This is a genomic window from Cyclonatronum sp. (genome assembly GCF_022565315.1).
GTDB lineage: Bacteria > Bacteroidota > Rhodothermia > Balneolales > Cyclonatronaceae > Cyclonatronum.
The window spans coordinates 1-13,082 of sequence record NZ_JAIUMX010000104.1; the positions used below are offsets into that span (position 1 = coordinate 1).

Genomic DNA, 13,082 nt, shown 5'->3' on the forward strand with positions numbered 1-13,082 from the left:
CCTCAAAATCGTGGTTGCCGGCAGTAACGACAACCGGAATATCGTGGTCGCGAAGCAGCGAGAGTCCGGCGGCAAGCGCCTCAAAGGCCTCGAAAAAACCGGAGGCCTCATCGACCACATCGCCGGCGAGCAGCACAGCCCCGGCACGGGAATCAGCCGCGAGCCGGGCGAGCCGAAGCCAGCCGGCCGAAGCCCGGAGCAGGTCCGGTTCCGGCCCGAAACCAGCCCCGGCAGCAGAACCGGCCGCAGCCGCGCGCCGCCCCAGGTGGAGATCAGCGGAAAGGAGGAGGGTAGGCATGGGGGATAAACTAATAGGGTTAGTTTTTTTGTAAAAAAAGGAGAAATGAATAGAAATCAAATATATAGCGGGACATTTACCCTGTTGGGGAATGAGTTTCAGGATAAGATGCCCTAATATTGGCTTAAAAAATTAAATTCGATATCAAAAAAAAGTAGCTTTTTAAAATCAACTTGCTTAGGTTGAGTTTTGTATTAGTTACAATAAGTAAAACGGGGAAATAATATAAATAGGGTCACATATAATTAAATCGATTAAATCTACAGATTACAGGAATGCAACTTATTAATGAAAATCCATACAGGATAGCGGGGTTATTGGCTGATTCATCAGCAAGAGAGCTGCAAAGACAGAAAGGCAAGATTTCAAAATATGTAATGGTCGGGAAGGAGATCGTATCAGATTTTGATTTTGCATTCCTGGGGCCGGTTGAACGTTCTGAAGCTTCAATCAACAAAGCTTTTTCTCAAATTGAGCAAAACCACGACAAGGTCATACATTCTTTGTTCTGGTTCATATCGCAGAACACCTTTGACGAAACGGCACTAAACTACCTGATTAAAGGCGATAAAGAAAAGGCAACAGAGATATGGGAAAGGGTTACTACTGGCAAAGAGCTCTCTGCGAAAAACTATTCCTGTTTTAGCAATCTGGGTACAATTAAGTTGTTGGGCAATACCAAAAAGGAAATTAAGGAAGGAATCGGTATTAAACTTAAGCTCATTGAATCTCCTCATTTTTCAGACTTCGTGCATGTTGTTGCGGACGAGACTTATTCAATTGATCCGCACAAACAAACAGCGCAACTGATTGACAAACTTGTAAAAGAGTTTGTTGTAATGTACTCTGTACCTGACACAATCAAACTTTTCAGTAAAGCCAGCGGAAGCGCGAAAAAATATATAATTGATAAGTTTTCCGCTGAACCCCTTCAAAGAATTGAATCTCAGGTTGAAAGCACAAAAGCGCTTAGAAAGGCCAAACCGAGTTATGCCTACAAATATGGCTTTAAGCTATTTGCAGCATGTAAGGCCGATTTATCTTTACTTAAATCCCTTCTTGGACCGGAAGATCTGAAATATAAAATGGCCGCAGATAATCTGGCTAAAGAGGTTCTGCAATGCGGTGTAGATTACTTTCAGGAATTCAAGGAAACTCAAAACCCGAGTGCAGAAAGTCTTAAACTTATTAAGTATGCTGAATCGATAGCAGTGGGTTCACAAACGAAAGAAAGGATACGGGAAAATAAGGAAGGTCTTGAGGAGTGGGCAAAGACGGCACCAGTTAAAGAAGAATTTAAGTTCATTTTTGAAAAACTGCTTGAATTTAAGGATGCATACGACTCAACTCAGAATGCAAGACAATTGGTGATGTCCTGTAAGCCTAAGCTCGAACAGATAAAAGATGTTATTGGCGCCGACAACGAAGAGTATCTTAATTTGAGCAGCTTAGTAGCAGGAATTGCATTAGGAATGCTTGTAACGGTGATTAATGAAGAGCAAAATAGTTTCTCTGTTAAGTACGGCGAGTATAATTCCTTAAAGACAGCCTTACGGGATGCATTAGAAGTTTCAATGCAAATCGAAGATCTGGACATGAAAGCAGAACAGCGCAATCATTTTGAATCCAACTTCAGGATATTAAAATCAATTGCGTCGCAGCTTGGTATAACCCCTCCGGTGAAAAAACAGGTCCCAAGATATACTTCCCCTTCGAGACCTGTAACGTCTTCAAACAGATCAGAAGTTAAACCAAAAACAAATACAGAAAACCGTGCGGCACAAGCTTCTACAAGCTCTGAAAATAGTGATATTCCGTGGTTTAAGATTATTGGATGGGGCGTCTTTTTAATCATAATGTTAAGAGCTTGCGCAGGGTGACAACATCAATCTTGATTTTTATTCTATGAAAATTATTTTTCTTTTAAGCCTTTTTATCGGCACTACATTTCAACTGTCTCAGGCACAATCAGATAGCTTGCTGATTAATCAGATACCTGTTCTTCATTCAGCGTTGGAGAGGATTGAACAGCGAATTGTCGAAATAAATGAACTGCAAGCACTTCATAATCAACGTTTTGAAAATCAGGCAGATAGTTTAGAACTATTGGTCAGCAGGATTGAAGACCTCACTTCAGCAACTAATGAAATTGCTGGTCTGATAAGCCGGCAGCAAAGTTTGGTTCAGCAGCAGCAACAGCAGCAAAGAGATATAACACAGCTTACCAATCAGACCAATTTACTTGGAAACAGAGCCGATAGTTTGCAAACACTGCTTACCCAAACGCAAAATAATATGGCATCGCTGGCTGACGACCTCGGTATTCAAATTGAGGAAACAGGTAAGCAGGCTGAAACCCGGATTTTGGAATTAGGAAGCGATGTAGAAAAGAACCGCCTGTATTGGATTATAGCTACTCTGGTAATCCTTCTGCTTGGGGGGCTCATGTTTTTATTCCTCGGCAAAAGAATAAAATCAAGCCATACCGATATTGAAACACAAATCAGAAATACTAAGAAGTCACTGGAAGAGGAAGGGTTGAGACTTGATGCCAAGCTTATTCAGGTTCTTGAAACTCAATTAAAAGTACAGCAGGAGGAAACAAAAAGGCAACCGGATGAACCAGCTGAAAAAATTGATCACTCCCTGGCATTGAAGGTTGCTGATGAAATAGTAAGAATGCAAAAAAACATTTCAAGAATGGATGCTGGGATCAAAGGACTTAAGCCATTGGAAAAAGGAATTGAACGAATACAAGCCAATTTTGCCGCCAATGGCTATGAAATGGTGAATTTGATGAACAATGAATATGACGAAAGAATGAATATTGATGTTATCAATTTTGTAGAAGACGCTTCTTTAGAAGCAGGCAAAAAAGTTATTTCTAAAATCATAAAACCACAAGTAAACTTTAATGGTATCCTGATTCAAAGAGCACAGGTTGAAGTTTCACAAAATTAAATCTTTACAAAATGACAAGAACAAAAATTGACTACGGAATCGACTTAGGAACTACTAACTCGGCAATTTCGAGAATCGAAAATGATAAGGTAAAAATCATTAAATCGTTAGACAAACAAAAGGATACAACACCTTCTTGTATTGCATTTAATCCTAAAGGTACTTTGTATGTTGGAGACAAAGCATATGATATTTACAGATCGAACAGTCTCAAAAGTCTGTCCAACAAAAGCCCTTTGAACGCTTATGTTGAGTTCAAAAGAACCATGGGTACAGACAAAAAGTACCATAGTACATACGTAGATAAGGATTTCACTTCAGAAGAACTTTCAGCAGAGGTATTAAAAAGGCTAAAGGAATATGTTCAGGACGAAAATATTAATGCTGCAGTAATTACGGTTCCTGCTGCTTTCAAAAACAATCAAATTGATGCGACAAGGCGAGCAGGAAAATTAGCGGGTTTTGACCACGTTGAAGTTCTTCAAGAACCCGTTGCTGCATCAATGGCTTATGGACTTGATAGTAAAAAGAAGGATGGTTTTTGGTTAGTCTTTGACTTTGGTGGTGGAACTTTTGATGCTGCATTGCTTAAAGTTGAAGATGGCATAATGAAAGTAATCGACACAGAAGGAGACAATTACTTAGGCGGTAAGAATTTAGATTATGCTATCGTTGACCAACTTATCATTCCTCACATCCAAGAAAGATTTTCAATTGATGACTTGCTTTCTGACGATATAAAGAAAGAAGAGTATAGAATCGGATTAAAGTTTTTCGCAGAAGAAATAAAAAACAACCTTTCATTCAATCCATCACACAATATATATGTTGATCCAGGTGAATGTGGAGAAGATGATGAGGGTGAAGAGATAGAAATTGACCTTACTGTTACGCAAGAACAACTTAAAAATGTCCTTGCCCCTATCTTCCAAAAAGCTATTGATTGTAGCCTTACACTGTTAAAAAGGAATAATTTAAAAGGTAGTTCTTTGGATTCTCTCATTTTAGTTGGTGGCCCAACACTTTCACCAACCTTGAGAGAAATGTTAGAAAAACAAATTTGCAAACCTGATACAAGTGTTGACCCAATGACGGTGGTATCTGAAGGAGCGGCTTTATATGCCTCAACGGTTGTATTATCAGAAGAAATTCGGGAGCAAACGAGAGACAGGACAAAAATCCAGATAGAAATTGGTCACGAAGCATCGACTGTAGAAACAGAAGAATTTGTAACCCTAAAAATTTTAAAAGACAAAACCGAAGGTGAAATCCCTCCCAAAGTTTTCGCTGAAATTAAGAGGGGGGATAATGCATGGTCAAGTGGTAAAGTTAAAATTAATACAACTGGGGAAGTAGTTGACGTTCAATTGATTGAAGATAAAAGTAATTTTTTTACTGTTACTCTTTATGACGACAAGGGAAACCTGTTGGAAAGTGAACCGAACTCATTTTCCGTAATGCAAGGCATAGGTGGTATAGGCTCAATGCAGACTTTGCCATATAATTACGGAATAGAAATAAAGCAGAAAGTATCGGGAAAAATAGTTTTTTCACAAGTACAAGGTCTAGAAAAAAACAAATCATTACCAGTTACAGGTGTGAAGAATGATTTGAAAACACAAAAAGCTATTCGACCAGGGCTGTCATCTGACTATATAAAAATCCCTTTGTATCAGGGAGAGTATGGAGCTGAAGGCACGAGGGCAATTTATAATGATCATATTTATGATATAATAATTAGTGGGGAGGATTTACCAGCACTATTGCCTGAAAACAGTTTAGTCGAATTGACAATTAGTTTGGATAAATCTCAAGATCTGAAAGTGACAGCATTTTTTCCATATTTAGAATTTACTATGGAAATTGAAGTTCCTAAAGGCGGATCCGATTCCGTTGAAACAAATTGGCTGTCTAATGAAATCAGAAAAGCAAAGGGAGCTTTTTCTGAGCTCAGCTCAGATGAAAATCAAACCAACACTCAAAAGCTAAATAAAGTAAAGGAACAGTTAGAAGAAATTGAGAATAAATTTGAGAAAAGCAGAAACGACGTTGATGTTAAGCAGGAAGTTCTGACTAATCTCAGAAAAACTCTCAAATTAATTGATGAATTAACTGAAACATCCGAATGGCCAAAACTGGAAGAGGAGCTGAAGGAAGCCTATTACCGGCTGGAAAAAGCTAATAAAGACTTGGGTAACGAAAAAACAACTGAGCATGTAACCAATCTGAAAAAACAGTTGGAAGAGGTCATCAGGGCAAAAGAAATTAAGCTTGGAAATGTTTTGCTGGATGAAATCAACTCCTTGTATTTTCAGCTTACTTTCATTTATCAGCTCATAGCCTTTATTCGCCATCATAATCAGAGTTTTGATTTGTACAGATGGAGAGACAGAAGCAAGGCAAGAACACTCTTAAATCAGGGACTTCAGAAAATCGGTGAAAGGCCTGATGCAGAGGAACTACACCCGATTGTTATTGCGCTAATTGAACTGCTACCCCCTGACGAAAGGCCAAGTGGTGATGATTCTGTACTAGTCGGATAAATGAAAGTTAACAACGGCATATATATAGGCACTTCATCAGCTTCCATTGCTAAAATGGAAGCTGGTGTATCTTTTTTTGATAGTAGTGCTGCAATCAATGACTCCTGTATTATTGCTAATTATTTGGCTGGTTTATACAAAAGAATGAGGGAATGAGATAGGTTGAAACATTTTTCATTTGATGAGTACGTTGATCATTAATTCGTAAATCAGAAAGTTAACAAGCAATGAGTAATCAACACCAGTTACTGTCACGCGGCCAAATCATAGATGGCAAATACACCATAGCCTTCTTTCTCAAAAAAGGAAGCTATGCTGAATCATACCGTGTAACTGACAGGAAAAAGCAGGCAAAGTTTCTCAAGCTCTTTGCGCTTTCCAAACTGCACAGAACGCAGTTCGACTCCAACGGTGATGTGCTTGAAATTGAAATCCTTAAGAAGCTCAAGCACCCTAATCTTGTTAAGTATGAAGGTTCCGGAAGCCTGATAGCTGACAATCAAAAATATGCTTACGTAATCCTGGATTTTATTAGCGGTGAAACCCTCGCAGAACGGATGAAAAGAGAGCATGTGCTGAATCCCTATGAAGCTAAAGAGATTATGTTGGGGGTATTAAATGGTTTAAACTATCTGCATAGTAAAAAAGATAAAGTTATACATAATGATATTACTAATCTGAATGTGATGCTGGACTTGTCCGGTCAGGTTCCTGTTCCAAAAATAATTGACTTTGGATATGCCCGGTATCAAAGTCAAACAAACAAAGAATTCCACAAAGAAGGGCTAAATCCCTTCTACACAGCCAATGAGGCATTTAATAAAGTTTTTTCTGTCCAAACCGACATTTTCTCTGCCGGTGCGCTGTATTTTCATTTGTTGGTCGGGCTTCCGCCATGGTTTATTGAGCTTTCGCAGTACAGGTCCGACACCGTTGATCTTGAAGACGCCCTGCTCAGAGAGCGCAAGAAGCCATTGCAGGTACCCGGAACGGAATCAAGAATTGAAGAAAGTACCTTCAACATCATTGCCAAAGCGCTGCAGCCTGATGCGGAGTACCGGTTTAAGCGCGTGAAAGATTTTATCCTTGCAATAAGCGGTGAAGCCGAAGTTGAAAGTCAGGTTTCCGGAAACAAGGCTAAGTTCGTACAAACTGCAAGACCTCTAAAAGCAGGGGAGGGTTTTGCAGCAATTGCGGGTATGCAGAAACTGAAAGACCTGATGCAGAGAGATGTAATTGATGCTATAAAGGACAAAGAAAAATATGCTGAATTTGGGTTAACAATTCCGAATGGGATGCTGTTGTACGGCCCTCCAAGATGCGGAAAAACGTTCTTTGCAGAAAAGTTTGCTGAAGAAGTTGGTTATAAATTCTTCAACATTAAACCTTCTGATATCCAAAGTAAGTGGGTTAATGCGACCCAGGAAAACATAAAAAATTTATTTGATGAGGCCAGAAAAAATGCGCCAAGTATAATTTTTATCGACGAATTAGATGCGTTGATTCCAAACAGAGAAAATCCGGGTGTGAATCATATGAATACCAGTGCGGTGAATGAGTTCCTCGCCCAAATGAATAATTGTGGTGCCGACGGCGTATTTGTGATAGGAGCAACCAACTTGCCAAGCTCAATTGATCCTGCCGTTTTAGGCACAGGCAGGCTCGACAGGAAAATTTACGTCCCGGTTCCGGATTTTGAAGCGAGGGTTTCGCTTTTCAAAATGTATCTGAATAACAGACCCATCGAAGTAGGTTTTGATTATCAAAAACTGGCTGAATTAACAGAAGATTATGCTTCAAAAGATATTCAGTTTATCTGCGATGAAGCAGCGAGGCAAGTGGTTAAGGTGGCGCCCCGGATATCGATGCACAATCTGTTACTTGCAATAGAAGAAACTACACCCTCCTTAACTAAGGAACAGCTCATGAAGTACAGAAAAGAGCGGGATAAAATGGATAGCAGAAAAAGCAGCAGTGCCCGGAAATCAAAAATTGGATTTTAAATGATTAAAACAATGAATAACATAAGCTTAGATAAACTCTTTTTGAAAACTGCTTTCTCTTGTATGGCTTGCGATGGTCATATTGACGAGAGAGAAGTAAGTTTGATTAAAACGCTGCATCATCAAAAGAAAACTTTTGGTGAAATTGATATCAACAAAGAGTTGGAAAAATTGCTTTTGGAAATTAACAGCGACGGCAGAAAGTTTCTGAGAAGCTATTTTAATGATTTGGCTGCTTCGGAGCTATCGGAATCAGAGGAATTGAAACTCGTAGAGGTGGCAATAGATACTATTAAAGCGGATGACAAAGTTGAGTACAGCGAAATAAAGTTCTTTAAAGTCATCAAAAGCAAGCTCAAAATAAGTGATGAAACCATATTAAAGTACCATCCTGATTTCGAAGAGTATCTTGAGCAGGATATTATAAGTCAAAATTATCTGGATAAATTACAAAGTGATTATTTTGAAACTCACAAAATGATTGTGTTTGATTCGTTGCCGAATGTTGTAATCAATTCCGATGATAGCAAGAAAGGTACTTAAGCTTTAAGCAGTTAAAATATTCCCGATTCACCAATCCCCCCATGCCCCTTACCCCCAACACCCAAGCCCCCGATTTTTCCCTGCCTGATCAGAACGGTACCCTTGTTTCCCTCGCCGACCTGATTGCCGAAGGTCCGGCGGTGGTGTTTTTTTATCCGAAGGATGATACCCCCGGCTGTACCCGGCAGGCGTGCTCGTTTCGGGATAACTATGCCCGGCTAACGGCGAAGGGCATCCGGGTTGCGGGCATCAGCCGGGATGATGCGGGTTCGCACACGGCCTTTCAGCAAAAACACGAGCTGCCGTTCACCCTGCTCTCCGACACCGATGGCGCTGTTCACCAGGCCTACGGCTGCACCCTCTTCGGCCTGCTGACCCGCCGCGTGACCTTCCTGATAGGTCCCGACCGCCGCATCCGCCTTGCTCACGAAAGCAACTTTCGCATGGATAGCCACGTGGAGGCAGTGCTTAGGGCGCTGTAGGCGGGCGGGTGGCAAAATGAGAGAAGCTCGTTTTTTGCATCATTGCAACTACCCCTTAAGCCGGCTTGAAATTTGCCTGCTTTCGGGTATAGCTGAATCAGCTTTGGGTCAGGTTCATATCAAGGCCATATCAAGGCCATAAATATATGGCTTTGATATGGCCTTGATATGGGTTTGTGCCAAACTTAGTCCCTCAGGTACAAGGAAATGCTCAGTACGGATTGCCGGCAGCTTACCGCGGCCATTTGGAGTCCGGCGGGGTGCGGCAGTCAGGTTAATAAACACATGCCGCAAACAGCTGAGGCCCGGAGATGCGTCTGACCCCAACAGCTAACCCTTTGCCAAACTGTGCAGCTGACTTCCGGATAAAAAAGCAAGGGCTTATCCGCCGATTTGGGATATCAAATCTGCCATTGCAGCCAGTGATGTGCACGGAGTTCCTCCTAAAAAAAATAAAAGCCGGCACTAATTACACCGCTGCGATTCAGTCCCGGCAGCCGCTGCCTGCCCGCGCTTACTTCACCTGTGCTTCATTCTGCCGTTATGGTTTTTTCTTATATTGGGGTCTGATTATGTGATAATCCTTCCAACCCCAATATTATTTAGCAGATATGTATTTCAGCACAACTGATGACAGTATCGAACTCGACAAGATTAAGCAGGACCTCCGTTTCCTGCATGACTGCTACACCGGGATGCTCCGCGATGCCGGTGAAGACGATATCGCCGATATGCTCGACGGCAAACGTGCCCTGCAGCCCGGCGCCGAACGCCTCAGCAAGGCATTCTCCATTTATTTCCAGCTCATCACCATTGTAGAAGAAAACGCCTCCGTTCAGCTGCGCCGCAAGCTCGAGGACGAGCACGGCATGGCCCGCATTTCCGGTCTATGGGGCAAAACCTTCATGCAGCTGAAAGAAGCCGGCGTGGATGCCGCCACCATCACCAAAGCGCTGCCGGGTATCCGCATCGAGCCGGTGCTTACGGCCCACCCCACCGAGAGCAAGCGCTCCACCATGATCGATCAGCTTCGCGCCATCTACCTGCTGATGGTGAAGCGCGAGAACAAAGTGTGGACGGCTCAGGAGAAAAAGCAGATTGAGCAGGAAATCCGTGCCGCCATGCAGCGGCTTTGGCTTACGGGTCAGGTGTTTCTGCAAAAGCCCAGCATTCAGGATGAGCTGCGCAACGTGCTGCACTACCTCACCAAAGTATTCCCGAATGTGATGCCGCTGCTCGATCAGCGCCTGCGCGATGCCTGGCGCGAAGCCGGTTTCGATGAAACCATGCTGGAAGGCACCGAAAACCTGCCCCGCATCAGTTTCGGCAACTGGGTAGGCGGCGACCGCGACGGACACCCGTTTGTGACCGCCGATGTTACCCGCGAAACCCTCGAAACCCTGCGCCGCAGCGCGCTGGAAATGATTGATGCCGATCTTGATGTGCTTGCCCGGCGTATGAGCATCTCGCAGTTTGAGGTACAGGTACCCGAAATGCTTCAGGGACGGATTAATGCTCTGGTCGAAGCGCTTGGTAAAAGCGCCGAAGAGTCGTTGGCCCGAAACCCCAAAGAACCGTGGCGGCAGCTATTGAATATGATGCGGCTCATGCTGCCCGAACCTTCGGGGATAAACCCGCAGGGCAGCGTTCGCTACAGCAGCTATCATGAGCTGCTCGAAGATCTGCGCCTGCTTATCGAATCGCTTCGCGCCATTAACGCGAAAGATATTGCGCGCCTCGATGTGGAGCCCATCATCCGGAAAGTATCGGCTTTCGGTTTCCATCTTGCCGCGCTCGATATCCGGCAGAACAGCCGCTTCCACGATCTCGCCCTTTCGCAGCTGCTTGTTGCCGCAGGGGTAGAGGATGGCGAAAACTTCCCGGACTGGAGCGAGGAGCGCCGCCTTGCTTACCTCACGGAGGAGCTGAAATCTACCCGCCCGTACGTGCGCCGCTACGAAGGTCTGGGTACAGAGGCCGATGCGGTAATTGCATGCTATCGCGTGCTTTACCATTATGTGGAGCGCAACGGCTACGACGGTTTGGGCTCCCTCATCGTGAGCATGACCCGCAGCCTTTCCGACCTGCTGGTCGTGTATGTGCTGTGCCGCGAGGCCGGCCTCATGGCCCGTACTCCGGAAGGCATGGCCTGTGTGCTTCCGGTTGTGCCCCTGCTCGAAACCATCGGCGATCTCGAAAAAGGGCCCGAAATTCTGGATACCTTCCTCAGCCACCCCGTTACCCAAAACAGCCTGAAATGGCGGTCCGAAAACCTGAACGCGCCCCGCGCACAGCAGGTGATGGTCGGTTACAGCGACAGCAACAAAGACGGCGGCATCCTCGCGAGCCTGTGGAGCCTGCACACCGCACAGCTCGCCCTCACCCAAACCGGGCAGAAACACGATGTCCGCATCCGCTTTTTCCATGGCCGCGGCGGAACCATCAGCCGGGGCGCCGGCCCTACGCACCGCTTCATCGCGGGGCTGCCGCACGGTACCATTCAGGGCGATATGCGCCTCACCGAGCAGGGCGAGGTGATTTCGCAGAAATACGCCAACCCGCTCACCGCACTCTACAACCTCGAGTTACTGCAGGCCGGCACAACGGGCAACAGCCTGTTGCCCGAAAAGGGCCGCCGCCTCACGTCAGAGCTGCGCGATCAGCTGGAAGCCATCGTTCATAAGCTGTATCAGTACAGCCTGGAAAGCTATCAGAAACTGGTGCACAACGACGAATTTGTGCGCTTTTTCGCACAGGCTACGCCCATTGATATCATTGAGTCGAGCAGCATCGGCTCACGTCCCGCCCGCCGGACCGGCAAACGCACCTTCGGCGACCTGCGCGCCATTCCGTGGGTATTCAGCTGGAGTCAGGCGCGGTTTTTCCTCACGGGCTGGTACGGCGTAGGTGCCGCACTCGAGCGGCTCAAGCAGGAAGAGCCCGAAGCCTTCAGCCTGCTGAGCAAGCATGCCGTCGATTTCATGCCGTTCCGCTACGTAATCACCAACGCCTCCTCGGCCATAGCCCTCACCGATACCGGCATCATGGAAGCCTACGCCGGCCTCGTAGATGATCGCAAGCTGGCCGAAACTTACCTTGAGGACATCCGCACCGAGTTTTACCGCACCCGCGATATGCTCGGTGTGCTCTATGGCCACCCGCTGCAGGAACGCCGCCCGCGCATGTACACCATGATGGGCTTCCGCGCCGAGCGCCTCAAACCGCTGCACGAGCTTCAGATCAGTCAGCTCAAAATCTGGCGCAAGCTCAAGGAAGAAGGCAAAACCAAAGAAGCCGACGATATGCTCCCCGAGCTGCTGCTCGTACTCAACGCCATCGCAAGCGGCCTCGGTACAACCGGATAAGCAAGTTAGGGCTCTCTTTAGCGGAAAGGTTTCGCAAACCACGAAAACCCAAAACGGCAACCCGGGCATTACGGGTTGCCGTTTATTTTTGGGGGGAACTCCGGGAACATCACGGTCTTTCGCAGCAGATCAAAAATCCCAAATCAACGGCATGTCCCGTGGTTTTTTTATCCGCGGTCTGCCGTCCCCGGTCAACCTAAAATCCGCGCTAATCCCGCCCAATCCGAAAAATCCGCGTGCCATCATAGGGTAATAAGTGCTTTTGCGGAATCCGCCCCTTTTGCTTGTTCCCATTAGTGGAACTTTTTATATTCACCTATGCGAGTATTTGCCCGAAAAATATTACGTGAATTTTGGAACCATCATTCCGATAGTGAAGGTGCTTTAAAGGCTTGGTTTTCTGAAACAGAAATTGCCCAATGGAAATCACCTGCTGATATTAAACGAAAATATCCGCACGCCAGCATTCTTGCTCACAACCGTGTGGTTTTCAACATCAAAGGCAACAGCTATCGGTTAGTCGTCAAAATTAATTATGACTACGCACAGGTTTTCATCCGTTTTGTGGGTACACACGCTGAATACGACAAAATTGATGCAACAACCATTTAATCCGGAAATCCATCATGCAAATCCAGCCTATACATACCGAAAAAGATTACGAGGAAGCCTTAGCGCGTATTGAAGAAATTTTTGATGCCAAACCGGGTACGAAAGAAGGCGATGAGTTGGAAATCCTGGGCATTTTGGCAGAAGATTATGAGAAAAAGCACTTTCCGGTTGAGGCGCCCAAACCGGCAGAAGCGATCAAATTCCGGATGGATCAGTTGGGCATGCAGCAAACAGATCTGGCGAAATTACTGGGGTCAAAATCCAGGGCAAGTGAA

The 13,082-nt window shown here is 45.0% G+C and carries 11 protein-coding genes; 10 read left to right on the forward strand and 1 reads right to left on the reverse strand.

Going from position 1 to position 13,082, the window contains the following annotated elements; all coding sequences use genetic code 11:
• Window positions 1-298, reverse strand: a 298-nt coding sequence (locus LAT75_RS12930; protein WP_291483093.1) for a metallophosphoesterase, incomplete at its 3' end; no start/stop codon positions are given.
• 275 nt (window positions 299-573) lie between these two features.
• Between LAT75_RS12930 and LAT75_RS12935 the strand changes: the two genes are divergently transcribed.
• The 10 genes from LAT75_RS12935 to LAT75_RS12980 all read left to right on the forward strand — a co-directional run.
• Complete coding sequence (locus tag LAT75_RS12935; RefSeq protein WP_291483094.1) at window positions 574-2,178, forward strand: hypothetical protein; 1,605 nt, start codon at window positions 574-576, stop codon at window positions 2,176-2,178.
• Window positions 2,179-2,203: 25 nt separating this feature from the next.
• On the forward strand, window positions 2,204-3,259 hold the full coding sequence (locus LAT75_RS12940; RefSeq protein WP_291483095.1) for a hypothetical protein: 1,056 nt from the start codon (window positions 2,204-2,206) through the stop codon (window positions 3,257-3,259).
• An 11-nt stretch (window positions 3,260-3,270) separates the two neighbouring features.
• The gene (locus tag LAT75_RS12945; protein WP_291483096.1) at window positions 3,271-5,802 is read left to right on the forward strand and encodes an Hsp70 family protein; all 2,532 of its coding nucleotides are present in this window, start codon (window positions 3,271-3,273) and stop codon (window positions 5,800-5,802) included.
• On the forward strand, window positions 5,803-5,958 hold the full coding sequence (locus LAT75_RS12950) for a hypothetical protein (protein ID WP_291483097.1): 156 nt from the start codon (window positions 5,803-5,805) through the stop codon (window positions 5,956-5,958).
• A 71-nt stretch (window positions 5,959-6,029) separates the two neighbouring features.
• Entirely contained in the window at window positions 6,030-7,805 is a 1,776-nt protein-coding gene (locus LAT75_RS12955; RefSeq protein WP_291483098.1) for an AAA family ATPase, read from the forward strand.
• Window positions 7,806-7,817: 12 nt separating this feature from the next.
• Complete coding sequence (locus LAT75_RS12960; protein ID WP_291483099.1) at window positions 7,818-8,348, forward strand: hypothetical protein; 531 nt, start codon at window positions 7,818-7,820, stop codon at window positions 8,346-8,348.
• 41 nt (window positions 8,349-8,389) lie between these two features.
• A complete protein-coding gene (locus LAT75_RS12965) occupies window positions 8,390-8,830 on the forward strand; it encodes a peroxiredoxin (protein WP_291483100.1) in 441 nt (146 codons plus the stop codon).
• A 611-nt stretch (window positions 8,831-9,441) separates the two neighbouring features.
• On the forward strand, window positions 9,442-12,195 hold the full coding sequence (locus LAT75_RS12970) for a phosphoenolpyruvate carboxylase (RefSeq protein WP_291483101.1): 2,754 nt from the start codon (window positions 9,442-9,444) through the stop codon (window positions 12,193-12,195).
• A gap of 318 nt (window positions 12,196-12,513) precedes the next feature.
• Window positions 12,514-12,807 (forward strand): type II toxin-antitoxin system HigB family toxin, encoded by a 294-nt coding sequence (locus LAT75_RS12975; RefSeq protein ID WP_291483102.1) that lies wholly within the window; start codon window positions 12,514-12,516, stop codon window positions 12,805-12,807.
• Window positions 12,808-12,821: 14 nt separating this feature from the next.
• The coding region (locus LAT75_RS12980; protein WP_291483103.1) for a hypothetical protein at window positions 12,822-13,082 on the forward strand (261 nt) is incomplete at its 3' end.

Excerpts from the sequence above, each read along its gene's own strand:
- LAT75_RS12970 (WP_291483101.1), top strand. The coding sequence starts at position 9,442 with ATGTATTTCAGCACAACTGATGACAGTATCGAACTCGACAAGATTAAG.
- LAT75_RS12950 (WP_291483097.1), top strand. The coding sequence starts at position 5,803 with ATGAAAGTTAACAACGGCATATATATAGGCACTTCATCAGCTTCCATT.
- LAT75_RS12940 (WP_291483095.1), top strand. The coding sequence starts at position 2,204 with ATGAAAATTATTTTTCTTTTAAGCCTTTTTATCGGCACTACATTTCAA.
- LAT75_RS12955 (WP_291483098.1), top strand. The coding sequence starts at position 6,030 with ATGAGTAATCAACACCAGTTACTGTCACGCGGCCAAATCATAGATGGC.
- LAT75_RS12935 (WP_291483094.1), top strand. The coding sequence starts at position 574 with ATGCAACTTATTAATGAAAATCCATACAGGATAGCGGGGTTATTGGCT.
- LAT75_RS12975 (WP_291483102.1), top strand. The coding sequence starts at position 12,514 with ATGCGAGTATTTGCCCGAAAAATATTACGTGAATTTTGGAACCATCAT.
- LAT75_RS12945 (WP_291483096.1), top strand. The coding sequence starts at position 3,271 with ATGACAAGAACAAAAATTGACTACGGAATCGACTTAGGAACTACTAAC.
- LAT75_RS12960 (WP_291483099.1), top strand. The coding sequence starts at position 7,818 with ATGAATAACATAAGCTTAGATAAACTCTTTTTGAAAACTGCTTTCTCT.
- LAT75_RS12965 (WP_291483100.1), top strand. The coding sequence starts at position 8,390 with ATGCCCCTTACCCCCAACACCCAAGCCCCCGATTTTTCCCTGCCTGAT.